This is a genomic window from Terrabacter sp. 2RAF25 (assembly GCF_052115265.1).
Taxonomy (GTDB): domain Bacteria; phylum Actinomycetota; class Actinomycetes; order Actinomycetales; family Dermatophilaceae; genus Terrabacter.
Genome location: NZ_JBFRGJ010000001.1, coordinates 275,646 through 294,970 on the forward strand (window position 1 = coordinate 275,646; position 19,325 = coordinate 294,970).

Sequence of the window (19,325 nt, forward strand, 5' to 3'; positions counted from 1 at the left end):
GAGGTGCGTGAGGAGGGGTATCCCGAGGTTCGGCCGGACGCTCGCGTCCCGCATCCTCTTTGCAGTCCTCGGCATCGTCGTCGTGACGATGGCCGTGGGCTTCGGGTTCTACATCCGCCTGACCGGGCAGGCGGCGGATGCGCAGGCCACCGAGCAGGCGACGAGCGTCGCGGCCACGGTCGGCCGTATGCCGGAGGTGGCGGCGGCGCTGCGCGACGGGGACCCGCGCCACGAGCTCGCACAGCTCGCCGAGAAGATCCGCGCTGCGACCCAGGCGTCGTACGTCGTCATCATCGACCGCGACGGCCTGCGCTACTCACACCCCAACCCGTCGCTGGTCGGGCAGCGCATCGAGGAGCCTGTGGTGGCGCTCGACGGTCAGGTGCACACCGGCATCGACGACGGCAGCCTGGGCCGTTCGGCGAACTCGCGGGCGCCGGTGCTCGACGCCTCCGGCCGACCGGTCGGCGAGGTGTCGGTCGGCATCCTCGAGTCGGAGGTCGGCGTGCGGGTGTCCGCCGAGGTGGCCGACATCGCGCTCTACAGCCTCCTCGCCCTCGGGCTCGGCGTGCTTGCCTCGATCCTGCTCGCCCGTGCCATCAAGCGGGTGACCTTCGGCGTCGAGCCGGCCGAGATCGTCGCTCTCGTGCAGGAGCGCGAGGCCATGCTGCACGGCATCCGGGAGGGGGTTCTCGGCGTCGATGCCGACGGGGCGATCAACGTGCTGAACGACGAGGCACGCCGGCTCCTCGGACTCGAGGGAGCCCGGCTCGGGCAGGCGGTGGAGGACGTCCTGCCGCAAGGTCGTCTGCGCCGCGTCGTGACCGGGGAGGTGGACGGCACCGATCTGGTCGCGGTCACCGACGAGCACCTGCTCGTGCTCAACCGGATGCCGGTCGTCGTGGGCGGCCGCGACGCCGGCTGGGTCGTGACGATCCGCGACCGCACGGAGCTGGAGGGCCTGCTGCGGCAGCTGGACTCCGTCGAGGGTCTCACCACGGCTCTGCGCGCCCAGGAGCACGAGTTCTCCAACCGGCTGCACGTCCTCGCGGTGCTGCTCGAGATGGGCGAGGTCGAGGAGGCGACGCAGTACAGCCAGCAGCTCTGGCAGGAGACGTCTCTGGTGAGTGAGGAGATCCGCTCGCGCATCGCCGCACCGGTCGTGGTGGCGCTCCTGCTGGCCAAGACCACGGTGGCGGCCGAGCGCGACGTCCTGGTGCGCCTCGACCCGGAGAGCCATGTCGAGGCGGACGACGTCGAGGGCCTGCCGGTCACCACTGTGCTCGGCAATCTCGTCGACAACGCCGTCGACGCCGTCGCCGACGACCCGCGTACGGCCGGGCGCCACCCGCGTGGCGAGGTGACGGTGACCCTCGCCAGCCGTGAGGGCGCCCTGCACCTGACGGTCGTCGACTCCGGGCCCGGCATCCCCGCCGACCGGATCGGTGACGTCTTCGTCGACGGGTACTCGACCAAGAGCCCGCGCGGCGTGATGCGTCGCGGCGTCGGGCTGGCCCTCGTGCACCGGCTCGTCACGCGGTCGGGCGGCACCATCACGGCGTCCTCACCGGGTGGTGCTCGTTTCGACGTGTCGCTGCCGATCCGGGTCCGGGAGGGAGCCGCATGATCGACGTCCTCGTCGTCGACGACGACTACCACGTCGCCCACGCGCACGCCCTCGCGATCGCTCGCGTCGAGGGCTTCCGGGTCGTCGGCGAGGCGCACAGCGGGGGCGAGGCCGAGCGGCTCGTCGTCGACGCAGCGCCCGACCTCCTGCTGCTCGACATGTACCTGCCGGACTTCACCGGCCTCGACCTCGTGCGCAGGCTCACGGCCGCCGGCCGGGCGGTCCCGGACTTCCTGCTGGTCACCGCGGCCCGCGACCTCGAGTCGGTCCGGACCTCCATGCAGCTCGGTGCGTTCTACTACCTCGTCAAGCCGTTCACCTTCGCGGCCCTGCGCGAGCAGCTGGAGGCCTATCGAGCCTGGACCGAGCGGCTCCAACGCGCTCCCGCTGGTCAGCGCGATGTCGACCAGGAGGTCGTCGACTCGCTGTACAGCCTGAGGAGCACCCCGTCCCGCACGGCCGCGACGGTGCGCGGGCTGCAGCCGACGATGGCGCGAGTGCTCGAGATCGTGACGGCGGCGCCGAGGTCCATCGGTGCCGCAGAGGTGGCCGAGCGCCTCGGCGCCAGCCGCCCGACGGCCCAGCGCTACCTGGCGACCCTGGTCAGGAAACAGCTCATCGACCTCGACCTCTCCTACGGGTCCACCGGCCGGCCCGAGCACCGGTACGTACCCCGTCGCCGGTGAGACGCGGTGGGGCACCAGGCCCCCTGCCACCGACACCGGCCCGGGTGTTGCCTGATGCCGCGGTCACCCACCTGCGTGGCTGAGTCGGCAGAATTGCACGATGGAGCAGCGATGAGACCCCAGTTCCACTTCACCGCAGACACGGGCTGGATCAACGACCCGCACGGCATCACCGCGCGGCAGGGCGGCTACCACGCGTTCTTCCAGTACGTGCCCGACAGCACCCAGTGGGCGGCGAGCTGCCACTGGGGCCACGCCGCCGGTCCCGACCTGCTGTCGCTCACCGAGCTGCCCGCTGCGATCGCCCCCGGCGAAGGCGACGACGGCATCTGGACCGGCGCACTGGTCACCGAGCCGGACGGCGGTGCACGCATCTTCTACACGGCGACGACCGCACCCGACCTCTCGATCGGCCGCGTCCGCGTCGCGACCCCGGCCAGCCCCGACTGGGTCTCCTGGCGCAAGGGCGACGTCGTCGTCGACGCCCCGGTAGACCTCGACCTCATCGCCTACCGCGACCCGTTCGTCATCCGCGACCCCGACGCCTGGCGCATGCTCGTCGGCGCCGGCACCACGGACGGCACGGCCATGGCCCTCAGCTACCGGTCCGACGACCTCGACGCGTGGACGTACGAGGGTGTCGCGCTCCAGCGGTCCACCGACGAGCTCGACCCGCTGTGGCTCGGCACCCTCTGGGAGTGCCCGCAGGTCATCGAGGTCGACGGCGCCCACGCGATGGTCTTCTCGGTGTGGGCCGACGACGTGCTGCACCATGCGGCATACGCCCTCGGGACGTACGCGGCTGGGACCTTCGCCGTCGAGACGTGGGGACGGCTCACGCACGGCCCGAGCTACTACGCGCCCTCGTCCTTCCGTGACGGCGCCGGCCGGCCCTGCCTGCTCTTCTGGATGCGTGGGGTCGAGGACCTCGAGGCGGGGTGGGCCGGCGCGCACAGCGTGCCGTACGTGCTCGGCCTCGACGGCGAGCGGCTCGTCGCGACTCCACACCCTGACCTCGAGCGCTACCGGGCGCCCGCAGTCCCGACCGGCGTCGTCCAGGGCCGGGCGGCCGACGTCGAGTGGTCGCCCCCGGGCGATGCGACGCTGAACGTCACGAGCGCAGGTGAGGAGGTCCTGGAGATCCGGGTCGGGGACGGGCTGCTCGAGGCGCGGGCCGCGGGGACGTCCTGGCAGATGCCGTTCGACGGCGGCGACGTTCGCGTGATCCTGGACGCCCAGACGGTCGAGATCTCCTGTCGCAGCGGCCTGCTCGGTCTCGTGGCCGAGCCACGGGGCGAGTCCTTGCACGTCGTGGCCAGCAACGTGACGGTGCATCCCCTCGCTCGCTGAGCCCACGCACCACGCCGCCTTCCGACGCGACCGTGACTCCGCCGAGCCCTGGTCGTGCCCGTCGACGTCTCCGACCCCGGTGCCGCCGATCTACCGGCCCGAGGTCGCGGACCGCGCACGCAACCTCCTCGCGGTCACCCGCGCTGGGTGAGGTCGACGCGCGCGGTCCCCAGCATCGTTGAGCGCGTTCCCCACCGGCCAGGAGGACGGTGCGAGGTCGAGCCCGAGAGCGAGGAGAGGTCATGAGCACACTCACCGTGTGGAAGTTCGGCACGAGCGAGGGGGCCGCCCAGGCGGAGCGGACCCTGGGCGACCTGCAGAAGCAGCAGCTCATCACGGTCCTGGACGCCGCCGTGGTCAGCTGGCCGGAGGGACGGAAGAAGCCCACGACGCGCCAGCTCCACAACCTCGCCGGCTCGGGGGCCCTGGGTGGCAGCTTCTGGGGGTTCCTCTTCGGCCTCATCTTCCTCGTCCCGCTGCTCGGCATGGTCGTCGGAGCCGCGATGGGTGCTCTGGCCGGCTCGCTCGCCGACGTCGGCATCAGCGACGAGTTCATCAAGGACGTGCGGACGAAGGTGACTCCGGGCTCCTCCGCCCTCTTCGTGCTGACCGCCAACGCCGTGCAGGACCGCGTCGCCGAGGCCTTCGCCGGCACGAACGCGGAGCTGCTGGCGACCAACCTCAGCGGCGATCAGGAAGAGGCCATCAGGCAGGCCTTCACGGACGCGGAGGAGTGACGTCGAGGGGTGATCCGGAGGGCGACGCGTCTCGTCACTCGCCAAAGGTGCCGTGTCCCGCCAGGCGGCCGGCGTCGGGACTCCCGTCGGTCGCGGGCACCTCAGGTGCCAGCAGCCGGCGCACCGCAGCACGCGCGAGCAGCAGGACCGCGATCAGTCCAGTCACGCTGACGAACCCGCCGAGGTGCACCGCGTCACCGAAGGACAGGGCGACCAGCTCGAGCACGACGAGCTTGCTTCCCACGAGGACCAACCACAGGAGGAGTGCGGCTACCACTCTGGCCCGTGGGGTCCGGGCCTCGCCCAAGCGTCGCCGCGCACGGGTCTTGACCCGGACGACCACCTCGAGGACGCCCTTGAGCAGGACCGCGGTGAGCAGCGTCAGGGTGAAGCTCTCGCTCAGGATCGCCGGCACCAGCTGGACGGCGAGGTTGAGGACCACGAGGTAGACGAGGACGTCAGCGAGGTCGACGGCACGGACAAGGCCGGTGCGGCGGTCCGGCGATGCGGCTCGCTCATCAGCGGTCACCGTTGCGATGCTGCCACGACGCCTCGCCGCCGTGCTCACCTGCGAAGGGTGATCGGCCTGTGCGTCGCGTGCACGCGGTGCATGGGCCCTCATGACGACTGCCGGTCATCCCGCAGCGAGGCGGGATGACCGGCAGCGGTTCTGCGACGGAGTCAGCAGGGGATGATGTTGTGCTCCGGTCCGAAGGGGAACTTCGTGATGTTCTCCGCGCCGTCCTCGCCGACGACGAGGATGTCGTGCTCGCGGTAGCCGCCCGCGCCCGGCTCGCCGTCGAGCACCGTGATCATCGGCTCCATCGAGACGACCATGCCCGGCTCGAGCACGGTGTCGATGTCCTCGCGCAGCTCGAGGCCTGCCTCGCGGCCGTAGTAGTGCGACAGGACGCCGAACGAGTGCCCGTAGCCGAAGGTGCGGTTCGGCAGCAGGCCGTGGCCGACGTAGATCTCGTTGAGCTCGGCGGCGATGTCCTTGCAGACCGCGCCGGGCTTGATGAGCTCGAGGCCGCGACGGTGCACCTCGACGTTGACCTCCCACAGCTCGAGCGAGCGCGCGTCCGGCTCGCCGAGGAACAGGGTGCGCTCGAGGGCCGTGTAGTAGCCGGAGGTCATCGGGAAGCAGTTCAGCGAGAGGATGTCTCCCCGCTGCAGCTTTCGGGTCGTCGCCCAGTTGTGGGCGCCGTCGGTGTTGATGCCCGACTGGAACCACACCCAGGTGTCCCGGATCTCGCTGTCGGGGAAGGTGCGTGCGATCTCGTGGACCATCGCCTCGGTGCCGATGAGGGCGACCTCGTACTCACTGATGCCCTCGCGGATGGCGGCCCGGATGGCCTCGCCACCGAGGTCGCCGATGCGGGCGCCGTGCTTGATGACGTCGATCTCCTCGGCGGACTTGATCATGCGCTGGCGCATCGCGTCCTGGGCCACGTCGACGAGCTCGGCGCCGCCGAGAGCGGATTGGAGCTTGGCGTGCGCGTCGAGTGAGAGCGTGTCGAACTCGACGCCGATGCGCGAGGGCGAGATGCCGCGCTGGGCCAGCGCCTCCTGGACGCCGTGCTGGAAGTTGTCGCGGCGCCAGTCGGTGTAGACGATGTTCTCGCCGTAGCTGCGCCGCCACGGCATACCGGCGTCGATGTTGGCGGTGACGCTGACCTGCTCGGTCGGCGTGACGACCAGGGCGTAGGAGCGGCCGAAGTAGGTGAAGAGGAAGTCCGAGTAGTACTTGATGCCGTGGTAAGAGGTCAGCACGACGGCATCGAGTCCCTTGGCGGCCATGATCTGGCGGAGGCCGGAGAGGCGGCGCTCGAACTCGGCGTCGGAGAAGGTGAGGGGGACCTTCGTGCCGTTGTGCAGCTCCTTGAGCCGCTCGAGCTCGCTGACCGACGTGACAGGGGTGGCGATGGACATGGTGGATCTCCTTCAGGGGGTGGTGAATTCGGGGTGCAGGTGGGGAGCCGCGATCGGCTCAAGGCGTCAGCCCAGCGGGGCCAGCTCGGTGCTCAGCTCGGTGCTCAGCTCGGCGCCGATCGAGTCGGCCAGCGCAGCCGACGTCCGCTCGAGCAGCAGGCGTCCTGCGCTCTCGGACGCGGCGGCCGCCGAGGAGAGGCAGCCCGAGATGGGTGTGAGCTCGGGGCGCGCGGGAAGGCGGTCGAAGCGGGGGAGCTGCGCCGCCGGCAGGTCCATGACCCGGTCGAGGTGCACCAGCTCGGGATGCAGGTGCAGCATGAGGGAGGTCTCGAGCACGCCCCCGTGCTCGACGTCCCAGCCCGGGAACGTGCCGCGGTAGATCTCCTCGATCGTGGCGTCGTCGACGAAGTCCCAGTAGGAGAGCAGGATCGCCGACACGTCCAGACCGCGTTGCTGCAGCTCGGTGGTCGCGAGCTCCACGCCCTCGTAGAGGAACTGGTAGTTCTCGAAGTGGCCGTTGAGGAAGACGACCTGCCGCGCCCCGTGGCGGGCGAACTCGAGGGTGAGCGTGCGGGCGATCGCGATGACGGTCGTCGCGTCGAGGCTCGTCGTGCCGGCGAGGTGGTTGCCACCACCCGAGCGCTGCTGCGACTTGTACCCGTAGACGACGGGTGCCGCGACGATGCCGTCGACGGCCTCGGCCAGGCGTCGGCTCATGGCCTTGGCCAGCAGCACGTCGGTCTGCAGGGGGAGGTGGGGTCCGTGCTGCTCGATCGCGCCGACCGGCACGATGACGGGCGCTCCGCGTCCGATCATCTCGCGATAGGTGAAGGCGTCGAGCTCCTCCATGAGGACGGTGCTGGGCATGGCTGCTCCTGGGCAGTTGGGCAGTGGGCAGGCGGGCAGGTGTGGGCAGGGTTCAGCCGTCGGGCGGGTGGGGCCGTGGGGACGTCCCCACCCGCCGCGGTCGGTCGAGAAGTCAGTGCGCGGCCGGCGCCGAGACCTCGGTTGCGGGCGTGGCCACCTGGGCGGGGGCGTGCGCGTGCTCCTGGTCGCGCGCGCACGCGTCGCCGTGGTCGCGCAGGTAGTCCTCGTCGGTCAGCTCGGACTTGATGCCCAGCGGGACGCCGTGGTGGATGCGGTCGCGGAAGCGGGGGTAGCCGAGGGCGAGGTAGAGCAGGCCGGACGTCAGCGTTCCCGCCAGCCACGAGAGGTCGACCCCGCCGAGGGCGGTCGCGACCGGCCCCTGGAAGGCGGGGAGCCCGCCGTACATGAACACCCACGTCATGAAGAGGCCGCAGACGAAGGCGATGATCGCCGACCAGTTGACCGACTTGAGGCGCGTGTCGCGCGGGTTGAGGAAGAGGTAGCCGAACGTCTTGTGCCGGCGCTCGAAGACGAAGTAGTGGACCACCATGATGCCGCCCCACGTGGCCACCCAGGCGGCGATGGCGATGATCCAGTTGTCCAGCAGCGTCGCGAAGTCCTGTGCGAAGAGGAAGAGGATGACCGCGCACATCGACAGGCAGCCGACGACGACCGACAGCTTCTTCCGGCTGATCCGGATGTCGAGGGCCTGGAACGCGACGCCGAACGTGTAGAGGTTGATGATGTTGGTCGCGATCGGCCCGTGGATGACGAGCAGGATCACCGGGATGGCCATCGCGCCGAAGCTCTTGACGACGAGCTCGCCGGGGTCGGCGGTGCCGTGCATCGTCGCGAGGCTGGCGCCGAGGACTCCGAGCCAGACGACCGGGAGGAACTGGCCGAGCACCGAGGTGAGGTAGAGCTTCCACGGCGGGATGCGCTTGGACACGAAGCGCGAGTAGTCCGGTGCGTAGGTGAACCAGCCGATGCCCCAACCGATCCCGATGGCCGTCATGATGCCGGACATGGCTGCCCAGCGCTCGCCGCCGGTCAGGATCTTTCCGGGAGGGCCGGCATAGCCCCAGTCGATCGGCAGCTTGGTCCACGCGATGACGGACATGACGACGAGGACGACGATCGTCGGCGGCATCGTGATGCGCTCGAACTTCGCGATGGCGCTGTAGCCGCGGTAGCAGATGCCGACCTGGATGCTCATGATCACGGCGGCGACGCCGATCTTCCAGGCGAGGTTCGACGCGGCCGGGTCGACCCAGCCGATCTTGCCGAAGAGCGCCATGACGAGGTCGAGGATGACCCACGTGTTGACCGCCGACCAGCCCACGGCCACGACGGCCTGGATCGCGGCCGGGAGGTAGGCGCCCCGGCGGCCGAACGCACCCCTGGCGAGCAGCATGCCGGTGGCCCCGGTCTTCTGCCCGAGCAGCACGAAGAAGCCGAAGCCGACCATGCCGATGATGTTGCCGACGACGAGCACCGTCATCGTGTCGGCGAAGCCGAGGCCGAGCTGGATGCCCAGCGCGCCGAGGATCCAGTTGATGGGGGCGACGTTCGCGCCGGCCCAGATCCAGAACTGTCCGGAGACCTTGGTCGTGCGGGCGGACTCCGGCACTGGCTGGAGCACGTCCTCGACGGAATGGGTCACGTCTTCCGAGTGACTTGTGGTGGAAAGGCTCATGTGGGGACTGCTTTCGTCGTTGAAACCCCTGCGGATGGTTGGCCGGCTGTCGACAACGGTAAGATCTGGTTTCCGCGGCAACCAGCCTCACGGTGTCGCCTCTGCGGGCGTGAATGGGTGACAAAGTGTCACCGGCACTGGGATCGTGACCGCTATGTCCCTGCTTCTGAGCGAGATCCTCGAGAGCGGCGTCCTCGCCGCCGGCGCACCTCAGGTGGTCGCGGGCGAACGCGGGGTCGACACGGCGCGCGTCCGGTGGGTGCACTCCAGCGAGGTGCTCGAGATCGCGCCGCTGCTGTCCGGCGGCGAGCTGCTGCTCACCGGCGGCGTGGCGCTCCTCGCCCTCAAGCCGGCCGCGCAGGTCGAGTACGTCTGGAGCCTCGCATCGCGAGGCGTGGCCGCCCTGGCCGTCGAGACGGCAGGGTCCGGGAGGCACCTCCCGGCCGAGCTCGTCGCCGCAGCGGAGGAGGCCGGTCTGCCGCTGCTGGAGCTGCGGCAGGTCGTCCCCTTCGTCGAGGTCGCGGAGGAGGTCAACCGCCGGATCGTCTCCGCCCAGGTCGCCGCCCTGCGGGTGGCCGACCAGCTCTCCCAGGCGCTCACCGAGCGCATCGCCAGCTCCGGCACCGCCCTCGAGCCGCTGCTGGCCGTCATGGCCGAGACCCTGGGCGTGCACGTCCGGGTGCTCGACACGCGAGGGGGACTGCTCGGCCAGGCCGGTCCGGACCCCGACGCCGCACTGGAGCCGCTGGGTGCGGAGCTGTCCGTGAGCGGGATCGGCGTGGCCCACCTGGAGCTGGTCGGGGGTGCCGGCGCCGACGTCGAGACGCTGGAGACGGTGCTCGCGCGAGTGCGCAGCATCGTCGCGCTGGCGCTCGCGCGGCACAGCCGGCCCAGCCTGACGCGGCTCGCCGAGGACGAGCTGGTGCGACTGATCGGCGCCGGCGGGGGAGGGGAGCGCCTCATGGAGCTCAGCCAGGCGGGCGGTATCGACCCGGAACGGCCGTTGGTCATGGCGGTGGTGCGACGTCCGGCAGACGGGCACGTCGACACCGAGCAGCGGACGCGACGCGCCCTTCCGTCGACCCTCGTCGTGGCGCACGGGGAGTGGCTGGAGATCCTCATGCCCCTGCGCGGGGCCACCCACGCCGAGCGGGCCCGGGCACTCACGGCGTTGCGCACAGCCGTCGCGGGCACCGGACTCACCGGCGCCCTCGGACCCACGGCCACGACCGTGCGGCAGGCGTCGTTCTCACTGGCGGAGGCGCGCACGACCTGGCGGCTCGGCCGGTCGGCGAAGGGCTCGGATGCCGTCTACGACGCCTCCGACTTCCTCGTCGAGCGGATGGCCGAGCGATCGCTGTCGCGTGGGGTTGTCGACGCCCTCGTCGAGGAGGCCCTCGGCGAGCTGGTCCGGCTCGACCAGAGGTCGGGAGGTGAGCTGGTGCGCACCCTCGACGTGTGGATCTCGACGGGGTGCAACGCGACGGAGTCGGCGCAGATCCTCTTCCTCGAGCGGCAGTCGCTCCACAAGAGGCTGCGTCGGATCTTCCAGGTGATCGGCGGGGACCCTCGCGGGCGGGGACAGCTGGCAGCGCTCGCGCTCGCCCTCAGGCTGGTGAGGGGTGGCGCCCAGCTGCGCGACGACCCCCGCCCGTGACGACTCGTCGGGCTCAGAGCACCGAGCGCACGGCCGCCTCGAAGTGCTCGACGTGCGAGGCGGCCAGCGCCGCAGCGCGATCGGCGTCCTTGGCCACGATCGCCTCCAGCAGCGTCACGTGCTCCTTGATGTGCTCGGAAACCGACGGGAGCCGCTCGAGCACGAGGCACCAGATGCGCGTCGCCAGGTTGTCCAGGCGGACCAGGGTCTCCTCGAGATGGGGGTTCTCGGCCGCGCGGTAGATCAGCCGGTGCACGTCGATGTCGTACTCCATGAGCGGCCGCTTGTCGTCGGGCTCGTCGCCCATCGACCCGATCTGCCGCGCCTTCTCGGCCAGCTCGGCGCGTACGTCGGCGCGCGCGACGAGGGCAGCCCGCCGAGCCGCCAGCGGCTCGAGAACCGCCCGCATCTCCGAGATCGCGGCGAGGTCGGTGATGTCGACCTGGGTCGCGAAGGTGCCCCGCCGCGGATAGGAGACCACGAGGTGGTCGAGCTCGAGCTTCTTGAGACTCTCGCGGATGGGGGTGCGACCGATGCCGAGGTCGGCGGCGAGCTGGGCCTCGTTGATCGGGGCACCGGGCGCGATGTCGAGCATGACCAGCCGGTCGCGCAGCACGTGGTAGGCCTGCTCGGCGAGCGAGCCGAAGGCGAGAACGGGCGCCGTTGCGGTCATCGGGGTCCTCTCGGGGCGGGCTGGGCGGGCACGTTCGACGATCTCTTCGGACAGACCGTTGACGACCCGCCTCGCCAAACATACTATGGCGATCCCGATGATATATCAGTCATCGACAACAAGGACATCAACTGCACGGAGGGCTTCATGTCCCAGGTCACCATCACCGCGCCGACTCGTTCCTCGGTCCTCGACGCGGACCTCGCAGATCTCGACCCCCAGGTCGCTGAGGCCATCGAGGCCGAGCTGCGCCGGCAACAGGGCACCCTCGAGATGATCGCCTCGGAGAACTTCGCGCCGGTCGCCGTCATGCAGGCCCAGGGCTCGGTGCTGACGAACAAGTACGCCGAGGGCTACCCCGGCCGCCGCTACTACGGCGGGTGCGAGCACGTCGACGTCGTCGAGTCGCTCGCGATCGAGCGCGTCACGTCGCTCTTCGGTGCGGCCTACGCCAACGTCCAGCCGCACTCGGGGGCCCAGGCGAACGCGTCCGTCATGCACGCGCTGCTCACGCCGGGCGACACCATCCTCGGGCTCGACCTCGCCCACGGCGGGCACCTGACCCACGGGATGCGGCTCAACTTCTCCGGTCGGCTCTACGACGTCGTGGCCTACGGCGTACGCGAGGACACCCACGTCGTCGACATGGCCGAGGTCGAGCGGCTGGCCCGAGAGCACCAGCCGAAAATGATCGTGGCCGGGTGGTCGGCGTACTCGCGGCACCTCGACTTCGCCGAGTTCCGGCGCATCGCCGACGCGGTCGGCGCCTACCTGTTCGTCGACATGGCCCACTTCGCCGGCCTCGTCGCCGCCGGCCTGCACCCCTCCCCGGTGCCGCACGCGCACGTCGTCTCGTCGACCACGCACAAGACGCTGGGTGGACCGCGCGGCGGCATAATCCTCACCAACGACGTCGACATCGCCAAGAAGGTGAACTCGGCCGTCTTCCCGGGCCAGCAGGGTGGACCGCTCGAGCACGTCATCGCCGGCAAGGCCGTCGCCTTCAAGGTCGCCGCGGGCGAAGACTTCCGCGACCGGCAGCGTCGCACGCTCGCCGGTGCGTCGATCCTCGCGGAGCGACTGACGCAGCCCGACGTCACGGATGCCGGCATCGGCGTCATCTCGGGTGGCACCGACGTGCACCTCGTGCTCGTCGACCTGCGCCACTCGCAGCTCGACGGCCGGCAGGGCGAGGACCTGCTGCACTCCGTCGGGATCACCGTCAACCGCAACGCCGTCCCCTTCGACCCGCGGCCACCGATGGTGTCCTCGGGCCTGCGCATCGGTACGCCGGCACTCGCGACCCGCGGCTTCGACGAGGCCGCCTTCGCCGAGGTCGCGGACGTCATCGCCACGGCGCTCGCGGGTGACGGTTCGGAGGCGACGCTCGCCTCGCTGCGGGCGCGGGTCGACGACCTCGCCGCCCGGTTCCCCCTCTACCCGACTCTGGAGAAGGTGCAGTGACGATGAACCAGCGTGAGCTCCCCGAGCACCCGGACTTCCTCTGGGCCAACCCCGAGCCGAAGCGAAGCTACGACGTGGTCATCGTCGGCGCCGGCGGCCACGGTCTCGCCACCGCGTACTACCTGGCCCGCTACCACGGCATCACGAACGTCGCCGTGCTCGAGCGTGGCTACATCGCCGGCGGCAACATGGCCCGCAACACGACGATCATCCGGTCGAACTACCTGTGGGACGAGTCGGCCGCGATCTACGAGCACTCGCTCAAGCAGTGGGAAGGGCTCGAAGAGGAGCTCGGCTACGACGTCTTCTTCTCCCAGCGCGGCGTGCTGAACCTCGCCCACACGCTTCAGGACGTCCGTGACTCGGTGCGTCGCGTCGAGGCCAACCGCCTCAACGGCGTGGACGCCGAGTGGGTCGACCCGCAGCAGGTCAAGGAGCTGTGCCCGATCATCAACATCGGCGACGACATCCGCTACCCGGTCATGGGTGGCACCTACCAGCCGCGCGCCGGCATCGCCAAGCACGACTGGGTCGCCTGGGGCTACGCCCGGCGGGCGAGCGAGCTCGGCGTCGACATCATCCAGAACTGCGAGGTGACCGGCTTCGTCATCGACGGCGGGCGCGTCACCGGTGTCGAGACGAGCCGCGGACGCATCAACGCCGGCAAGGTCGCGCTCTGCGCCGCGGGCCACACCTCGGTGCTCGCCGAGCTCGCCGGCTTCCGCGTGCCGATCCAGTCGCACCCGCTGCAGGCCCTCGTCTCCGAGCTGCACGAGATCATCCACCCCACCGTCGTGATGTCGAACCACGTGCACGTCTACGTCTCGCAGGCGCACAAGGGCGAGCTCGTCATGGGCGCCGGCATCGACTCCTACAACGGCTACGGACAGCGCGGCTCCTTCCACGTCATCGAGCACCAGATGTCGGCCGCCGTCGAGCTGTTCCCTGCCTTCAGCCGGGCACACCTGCTGCGCACGTGGGGCGGCATCGTCGACGTGACCATGGACGCCTCACCAGTCATGGGCCGTTCGCCCGTCGACGGCATGTACGTCAACTGTGGTTGGGGCACAGGGGGATTCAAGGCCGTGCCCGGCGCCGGCTACGCCTACGCGCACACCATCGCCACCGACGAGCCGCACGAGCTCAACCGGGGTTTCGGCCTCGAGCGCTTCGTCAGCGGCGCCCTCATCGACGAGCACGGCGCCGCAGCCGTCGCCCACTGACGCCCAACGCCTCGCAAGGAGACCCCGATGCTCATCATCGACTGCCCGAACTGCGGGCCCCGCCCCGAGACCGAGTACGGCTACGGCGGCCAGGCCCACGTGGCCTACCCCGAGGACCCCCACGCCCTCACCGACGAGGAGTGGGCGCAGTACCTCTTCTACCGCGACAACGCCAAGGGCAGCTACGCCGAGCGTTGGGTGCACTCGGCGGGTTGCCGCAAGTGGTTCAACGCGGTTCGCGACACCCGCACCTACGAGATCTCCGCGGTCTATCGCATCGGCGAAGCCCGTCCCGACACCAAGAAGGGAGCCTGACCATGGCAGCCAACCAGACCCAGCGCCTCGACGCCGGTGGAGCGATCGACCGCTCCGCCCCGGTCGAGCTCGTCGTCGACGGCACCACCGTGACCGGGTTCGCCGGTGACACCGTCGCCTCTGCCCTGGTCGCGAACGGCCAGCTGCGAGTGGGCAACTCGATCTACCGAGGCCGTCCACGCGGCATCCTCTCAGCCGGGGTCGAGGAGCCCAACGCGTTCGTGCTCGTCCGCGGCGAGCACGACGAGTCGATGCTCCCGGCCACGACCCTCGAGCTCGTGCCCGGCCTCGACGTGCGCCTGCTCGACGGCATCGGCGTGCTCGACCAGCAGCCCGACCCGGCCGAGTACGACAAGATGCACGTCCACGTGGACGTCGCCGTCGTCGGTGCCGGGCCGGCCGGACTGGCCGCAGCCCGGGCGGCAGCGGCCACCGGGGCCCGAGTCGTGCTCTTCGAGCAGGACTTTCGCCTGGGCGGCACCCTTCTCGCCTCGCCGGACGAGGTCATCGAGGGGGTTCCCGCAGCGCAGTGGGTCGAGCAGGTCCGGGCCGAGCTCGACGCCGCACCCGAGGTGCGCGTGCTGACGCGCACGACGGCATTCGGCAGCTACGACAACAACCACCTCATCGCCGTCGAGAAGCGGGCCGAACACCTCGACGGGACCGCGCGCGACGGTATACCCAGGCAGCGCATCTGGCACGTGAACGCGGCTCAGGTCGTCCTCGCGACCGGCGCCTTCGAGCGGCCGATCGTCTTCGCGGACAACGACGTCCCCGGCGTCATGCTCGCCTCGGCCGTCACCACCTACGTACGCCGGTACGCCGCCCTCCCGGGGGGCGAGGCCGTCGTCGTCACGACGAACGACTCCGGCTACGCCGCGGCGCACGCACTGCTCGAGGCGGGTGCGTCGGTGCAGGTCGTCGATGCGCGTGACGAGGGCGCGAGCGCATCCGTCGCGGCCGCAGCCGACGCCGCGGGACTCACGGTGCGCGCCGGGTCGGCTGTCGTCGGCATCGACGGCGGCGTGGCGGTCGAGGCCGCGTGGGTGGCGCGCATCGACGCCGACGGCGCCATCGCCGGTGACCCCGAGAGGATCGCGAGCGACGTCGTGGCCGTGTCGGGCGGGTGGACGCCGAACGTCAGCCTGCACAGCCAGCGGCAGGGCGCACTGCACTGGGACGACGACCTCGCCGGCTTCGTGCCGACATCGCCGGTGCGTGACCAGCACCTCGCCGGGGCCGTGCGCGGCACCTACTGGACCGAGGGCTGTCACGTGGAGGGGCGCGCCGCCGGTCTGGCTGCCGCCCGCGCCGCCGGCATCGAGGGCGAATCCACCGCTGGCGTGACGGAACCCGACACCGCGGCCGTCGCCGAGGAGCGGGCGGCCCGCGCCGGTCACACCAGGCAGCTCTGGGTCGTCGAGGGGCGCGCGGACGGTTACGCCGCCCACTTCGTCGACCTGCAGCGCGACAACACCGCAGCCGACGTGCTGCGGGCCACCGGCGCGGGAATGCGCTCCGTCGAGCACGTCAAGCGCTACACGTCGATCAGCACCGGCGTCGACCAGGGCCGCATCGGCGCGGTCAACACCATCGGCCTGCTGACGCGCGTGCTGTCGGGTGACGACACCCGTGCCATCCCGCCCGGCCAGCCGGGACAGGACGAGGGGGTGGGTGCCGCCGCTGCAGCCGGCAGCGCGAAGCGCCCGACTCCCGGCGCCATCGGCAACACGACCTTCCGCGCCCCGTTCACGCCGGTGGCCTTCGCGGCGCTGGCCGGTCGCGCCCGCGGCGACCTGTTCGACGCCGCCCGCACGACATCGATCCACCCGTGGCACGAGGCGAAAGGCGCTCTCTTCGAGGACGTCGGCCAGTGGAAGCGGCCGTGGTACTACCCGCGTCCCGGGGAGGACATGGACGCCGCCGTGGCGCGCGAGTGCCGTGCCGCTCGTGAGGGAGTCGCCTTCATGGACGCCACGACGCTGGGCAAGATCGAGATCCGTGGCGCCGACGCCGGCGAGTTCCTCGGCCGCATCTACACCAACGCGTACAAGAAGCTCGCCGTCGGCAAGGCCCGTTACGGCGTGATGTGCAAGCCCGACGGCATGGTCTTCGACGACGGCGTCGTGCTGCGCCTGGCCGAGGACCGCTACTTCGCGACGACGACGACCGGCGGAGCCGCCCGGGTGCTGGAGTGGCTGGAGGAGTGGTCGCAGACCGAGTGGCCCGAGCTCGACGTCGTGTGCACGTCGGTGACCGAGCAGTGGTCGACGATCGCCGTCGTCGGCCCCCGGTCGCGCGACGTCATCGCGCGGATGGCTCCCGACCTCGACGTGTCGCGAGAAGGCTTCGGTTTCATGGAGTTCCGCGAGACCCTGCTCGCGTCGGGCATCCCCGCGCGGATCTGTCGGATCACCTTCTCGGGCGAGCTGGCCTTCGAGATCAACGTGCCGACGTGGTACGGCCTGAGGGTGTGGGAGGACGTCGCCGAGGCCGGCGCCGACTTCGACATCACGCCCTACGGCACCGAGACCATGCACGTGCTGCGCGCCGAGAAGGCCTACCCGATCGTCGGCCAGGACACCGACGGCACCGTGACGCCGCAGGACCTCGGGATGGACTGGATCATCTCGACGGCCAAGGACTTCATCGGCAACCGGTCCTACTCCCGGTCGTCGCAGCAGGTCACCGACCGCAAGCAGCTCGTCAGCGTGCTGCCCGTCGACCGGAGCCTGCGGCTGCCCGAGGGTGCGCAGCTCGTCGAGCCCGACGCGCTCGGCGACTACACGGGGGAGGGGCTGCCCGCTCGACCCATCCCGATGCTCGGCCACGTCACGTCGAGCTACCACTCCCAGGCGCTGGGCCGCTCGTTCGGTCTTGCGCTCGTCAAGGCCGGTCGCGACCGCATCGGCCAGACGCTCATCGCGTCCTTCGAAGGACGCTTCGCCGAGGTCGAGGTGGCCGACGCGGTGCTCTACGACAAGGAAGGGGCCAGGCGAGATGGCTGAGCGCACGATGACGATGACGGCACCGGAGGACACGGTGGAGAACCCCACGAGCACGACGAGGACCGCCCCCACGAGGGACGTCGACCGGGCCGCGGTGCTCGGGCTGCGACGCAGCCCGGCGCAGGACCTGGCGGAGGAGATGCTGCACGGGTCCGGTGAGGCCGTGCGGCTCCGCGAGGTGCCCTTCCTGACCCAGGTCGCGATCCGCGCCACGCCGGGCCACGGCGCCGCCCTCGCCGACGCCCTGGGTGTCGCCCTGCCGACCTCGGTCGGCGCGGTGTCGGGGGCGGCCGACGGCAGCGGACTCGCCGTGCTCTGGCTCTCGCCCGACGAGTTCCTCGCGGTCGGCCTCGACGAGGCCGAGAGCGGGATCTCCCCGGAGGCGTGTGCCGGGGGGCTGGCCGACGCCCACGGGTCGCAGCCCGGGCAGGTCGTCGACGTGTCGGCCAACCGCACCACGCTCGAGCTGACGGGGGCGCGCGCCCGTTCCGTGCTCGAGAAGAGCTGTGAGATCGACCTGCACCCGAGGGTGTTCGCCGTCGGCACGGCCGTCGCCACGCTGCTGGGCTCCACGGGAGTCATCCTCTGGCGTACGGGCGAGGACTCCTGGCGCGTCATGCCGCGCGCCTCGTTCGCGACGCACGTCGTGCGCTGGCTCCTCGACGGGATGCGGGAGTACGTCTGATGTCGCTCAGCGCCCTCGACCTGTTCTCCGTGGGGATCGGTCCGTCGTCGTCCCACACGGTCGGCCCGATGCGGGCAGCCCGGCGCTTCGCCGCCGGGCTGTCCGACTCGGGACTGCTCGACCGGACGGTGAGGGTGCAGGCGCAGCTCTACGGGTCGCTGGGCGCGACCGGCCACGGGCACGGCTCGGACCGCGCCGTCGTGCTCGGCCTCGAGGGTGAGGACCCCGAGACCGTCGACACCTCGCACGCGGTGGCCCGAGTCGACGCCGTGCGCGCCGACCGCAAGATCGCCCTCGACGGCACCCACCGGGTCGACTTCGACCCCGACGTCGACCTCGTGCTCCACCGACGGCGTACGTTGCCGGGGCATCCCAACGGGATGTCGTTCGAGGCGTTCGACGCGGGCGGGAGGACGCTCCGGGCGCGGACGTTCTACTCCGTCGGCGGCGGGTTCGTCGTCGACGAGGAGGCGATCGGTGCCGACCGGGTCGTGCCCGACAGCACCCCGGTGCCGCACCCCTTCGGCACCGGCGCCGAGCTGCTCGAGCGCTGCCGCGAGACCGGGCTGTCGATCGCCGGGGTCATGATGGCGAACGAGCGCGCGTGGCGTCCCGAGCACGAGGTGCGCGAGCGGCTGCTGCACCTCTGGGGCGTCATGCAGGAGTGCGTCGAGAGCGGCTGCACCCGTGAGGAGCAAACGCTTCCGGGCGGGCTCAAGGTGCGGCGACGCGCGCCCGAGCTGCGCGAGCGCCTGCGACGCCAGGAGTCCGACGCACGTCAGGCCACCGGGGGCTCCGTCTCGGACCCGCTGTGGGCGATGGAGTGGGTCAACCTCTACGCGCTCGCGGTCAACGAGGAGAACGCGTCCGGGGGGCGCATCGTCACGGCTCCGACGAACGGCGCCGCCGGCATCATCCCCGCCGTGCTGCACTTCTACTCCCGCTTCGTCGACGGCGCGGACGACGACGGGATCGTCGAGTTCCTCCTCACCGCAGCGGCCGTCGGCATCATCGTCAAGCTGGGCGCCTCGATCTCGGGAGCCGAGGTGGGCTGCCAGGGCGAGGTCGGCTCGGCCTGCTCCATGGCGGCCGCCGGCCTGTGCGCCGTGCTCGGTGGCACGCCCGAGCAGGTCGAGAACGCCGCCGAGATCGGCATCGAGCACAACCTCGGCCTCACGTGCGACCCGGTCGGGGGACTCGTGCAGATCCCGTGCATCGAGCGCAACGCGATCGCGTCCGTCAAGGCCGTCAACGCTGCCCGGCTCTCGCTCCAGGGCGACGGCGTGCACAAGGTCACCCTCGACCAGGCCGTCAAAACCATGCGCGAGACCGGCGCCGACATGAAGATCAAGTACAAGGAGACGTCGCGAGGTGGCCTCGCCGTCAACGTCGTCGAGTGCTGACG

At 70.9% G+C, this 19,325-nt stretch carries 16 protein-coding genes; 11 read left to right on the forward strand and 5 right to left on the reverse strand.

The window, feature by feature from the left end:
• Positions 1 to 7: 7 nt before the first annotated feature.
• From AB4091_RS01275 to AB4091_RS01290, 4 genes are all read left to right on the forward strand, one after another.
• Positions 8 to 1,627, forward strand: a complete 1,620-nt coding sequence (locus AB4091_RS01275; RefSeq protein ID WP_442289916.1) for an ATP-binding protein — start codon at positions 8 to 10, stop codon at positions 1,625 to 1,627.
• Positions 1,624 to 2,313 carry a response regulator gene (locus AB4091_RS01280; RefSeq protein ID WP_442289917.1) on the forward strand — a complete coding sequence of 230 codons (690 nt, stop codon included), beginning with the start codon at positions 1,624 to 1,626 and terminating at the stop codon, positions 2,311 to 2,313. The genes AB4091_RS01275 and AB4091_RS01280 overlap by 4 nt, the downstream gene beginning before the upstream one ends.
• Positions 2,314 to 2,424: 111 nt before the next feature.
• Positions 2,425 to 3,663 carry a glycoside hydrolase family 32 protein gene (locus AB4091_RS01285; protein ID WP_442289918.1) on the forward strand — a complete coding sequence of 413 codons (1,239 nt, stop codon included), beginning with the start codon at positions 2,425 to 2,427 and terminating at the stop codon, positions 3,661 to 3,663.
• Between the two features lie 242 nt (positions 3,664 to 3,905).
• Positions 3,906 to 4,400, forward strand: coding sequence for a DUF1269 domain-containing protein (locus AB4091_RS01290; RefSeq protein ID WP_442289919.1), 495 nt, complete (start codon positions 3,906 to 3,908; stop codon positions 4,398 to 4,400).
• A 34-nt stretch (positions 4,401 to 4,434) separates the two neighbouring features.
• On the opposite strand, the gene AB4091_RS01295 is transcribed toward AB4091_RS01290, so the two are convergent.
• The 4 genes from AB4091_RS01295 to AB4091_RS01310 all read right to left on the reverse strand — a co-directional run bounded on the left by AB4091_RS01295 (position 4,435) and on the right by AB4091_RS01310 (position 8,895).
• Complete coding sequence (locus tag AB4091_RS01295; RefSeq protein WP_442289920.1) at positions 4,435 to 4,929, reverse strand: hypothetical protein; 495 nt, start codon at positions 4,927 to 4,929, stop codon at positions 4,435 to 4,437.
• Positions 4,930 to 5,081: 152 nt separating this feature from the next.
• The gene (locus AB4091_RS01300) at positions 5,082 to 6,332 is read right to left on the reverse strand and encodes a M24 family metallopeptidase (protein WP_442289921.1); all 1,251 of its coding nucleotides are present in this window, start codon (positions 6,330 to 6,332) and stop codon (positions 5,082 to 5,084) included.
• A gap of 66 nt (positions 6,333 to 6,398) precedes the next feature.
• On the reverse strand, positions 6,399 to 7,199 hold the full coding sequence (locus AB4091_RS01305) for a creatininase (RefSeq protein ID WP_442289922.1): 801 nt from the start codon (positions 7,197 to 7,199) through the stop codon (positions 6,399 to 6,401).
• A gap of 112 nt (positions 7,200 to 7,311) precedes the next feature.
• Positions 7,312 to 8,895 (reverse strand): purine-cytosine permease family protein, encoded by a 1,584-nt coding sequence (locus tag AB4091_RS01310; RefSeq protein WP_442289923.1) that lies wholly within the window; start codon positions 8,893 to 8,895, stop codon positions 7,312 to 7,314.
• Between the two features lie 154 nt (positions 8,896 to 9,049).
• Here AB4091_RS01310 and AB4091_RS01315 point away from each other — a divergent pair, with 154 nt between their 5' ends.
• A complete protein-coding gene (locus AB4091_RS01315) occupies positions 9,050 to 10,552 on the forward strand; it encodes a PucR family transcriptional regulator (RefSeq protein ID WP_442289924.1) in 1,503 nt (500 codons plus the stop codon).
• 13 nt (positions 10,553 to 10,565) lie between these two features.
• Here AB4091_RS01315 and AB4091_RS01320 read toward each other — a convergent pair whose 3' ends face one another.
• A complete protein-coding gene (locus AB4091_RS01320) occupies positions 10,566 to 11,225 on the reverse strand; it encodes a GntR family transcriptional regulator (RefSeq protein ID WP_442289925.1) in 660 nt (219 codons plus the stop codon).
• Between the two features lie 147 nt (positions 11,226 to 11,372).
• Here AB4091_RS01320 and glyA point away from each other — a divergent pair, with 147 nt between their 5' ends.
• From glyA to AB4091_RS01350, 6 genes are read left to right on the forward strand one after another with little or no spacing between them, the layout of a single operon-like run.
• Complete coding sequence (gene glyA, locus AB4091_RS01325) at positions 11,373 to 12,689, forward strand: serine hydroxymethyltransferase (RefSeq protein WP_442289926.1); 1,317 nt, start codon at positions 11,373 to 11,375, stop codon at positions 12,687 to 12,689.
• A gap of 2 nt (positions 12,690 to 12,691) precedes the next feature.
• Positions 12,692 to 13,912: a sarcosine oxidase subunit beta family protein gene (locus tag AB4091_RS01330; protein ID WP_442289927.1), complete on the forward strand. Its 1,221-nt coding sequence runs from the start codon at positions 12,692 to 12,694 to the stop codon at positions 13,910 to 13,912.
• A 27-nt stretch (positions 13,913 to 13,939) separates the two neighbouring features.
• Positions 13,940 to 14,227, forward strand: a complete 288-nt coding sequence (locus AB4091_RS01335) for a sarcosine oxidase subunit delta (protein ID WP_442289928.1) — start codon at positions 13,940 to 13,942, stop codon at positions 14,225 to 14,227.
• Positions 14,228 to 14,229: 2 nt separating this feature from the next.
• A complete protein-coding gene (locus AB4091_RS01340; protein ID WP_442289929.1) occupies positions 14,230 to 17,235 on the forward strand; it encodes an FAD-dependent oxidoreductase in 3,006 nt (1,001 codons plus the stop codon).
• The gene (locus AB4091_RS01345; protein ID WP_442289930.1) at positions 17,228 to 17,920 is read left to right on the forward strand and encodes a sarcosine oxidase subunit gamma; all 693 of its coding nucleotides are present in this window, start codon (positions 17,228 to 17,230) and stop codon (positions 17,918 to 17,920) included. The genes AB4091_RS01340 and AB4091_RS01345 overlap by 8 nt, the downstream gene beginning before the upstream one ends.
• A complete protein-coding gene (locus AB4091_RS01350; RefSeq protein WP_442289931.1) occupies positions 17,920 to 19,323 on the forward strand; it encodes an L-serine ammonia-lyase in 1,404 nt (467 codons plus the stop codon). The genes AB4091_RS01345 and AB4091_RS01350 overlap by 1 nt, the downstream gene beginning before the upstream one ends.
• Positions 19,324 to 19,325 lie beyond the last annotated feature (2 nt).

Excerpts from the sequence above, each read along its gene's own strand:
- AB4091_RS01280 (WP_442289917.1), top strand. The coding sequence starts at position 1,624 with ATGATCGACGTCCTCGTCGTCGACGACGACTACCACGTCGCCCACGCG.
- AB4091_RS01285 (WP_442289918.1), top strand. The coding sequence starts at position 2,425 with ATGAGACCCCAGTTCCACTTCACCGCAGACACGGGCTGGATCAACGAC.
- AB4091_RS01290 (WP_442289919.1), top strand. The coding sequence starts at position 3,906 with ATGAGCACACTCACCGTGTGGAAGTTCGGCACGAGCGAGGGGGCCGCC.
- AB4091_RS01300 (WP_442289921.1), bottom strand. The coding sequence starts at position 6,332 with ATGTCCATCGCCACCCCTGTCACGTCGGTCAGCGAGCTCGAGCGGCTC.
- AB4091_RS01305 (WP_442289922.1), bottom strand. The coding sequence starts at position 7,199 with ATGCCCAGCACCGTCCTCATGGAGGAGCTCGACGCCTTCACCTATCGC.
- AB4091_RS01310 (WP_442289923.1), bottom strand. The coding sequence starts at position 8,895 with ATGAGCCTTTCCACCACAAGTCACTCGGAAGACGTGACCCATTCCGTC.
- AB4091_RS01315 (WP_442289924.1), top strand. The coding sequence starts at position 9,050 with ATGTCCCTGCTTCTGAGCGAGATCCTCGAGAGCGGCGTCCTCGCCGCC.
- AB4091_RS01320 (WP_442289925.1), bottom strand. The coding sequence starts at position 11,225 with ATGACCGCAACGGCGCCCGTTCTCGCCTTCGGCTCGCTCGCCGAGCAG.
- glyA (WP_442289926.1), top strand. The coding sequence starts at position 11,373 with ATGTCCCAGGTCACCATCACCGCGCCGACTCGTTCCTCGGTCCTCGAC.
- AB4091_RS01330 (WP_442289927.1), top strand. The coding sequence starts at position 12,692 with ATGAACCAGCGTGAGCTCCCCGAGCACCCGGACTTCCTCTGGGCCAAC.
- AB4091_RS01335 (WP_442289928.1), top strand. The coding sequence starts at position 13,940 with ATGCTCATCATCGACTGCCCGAACTGCGGGCCCCGCCCCGAGACCGAG.
- AB4091_RS01340 (WP_442289929.1), top strand. The coding sequence starts at position 14,230 with ATGGCAGCCAACCAGACCCAGCGCCTCGACGCCGGTGGAGCGATCGAC.
- AB4091_RS01345 (WP_442289930.1), top strand. The coding sequence starts at position 17,228 with ATGGCTGAGCGCACGATGACGATGACGGCACCGGAGGACACGGTGGAG.
- AB4091_RS01350 (WP_442289931.1), top strand. The coding sequence starts at position 17,920 with ATGTCGCTCAGCGCCCTCGACCTGTTCTCCGTGGGGATCGGTCCGTCG.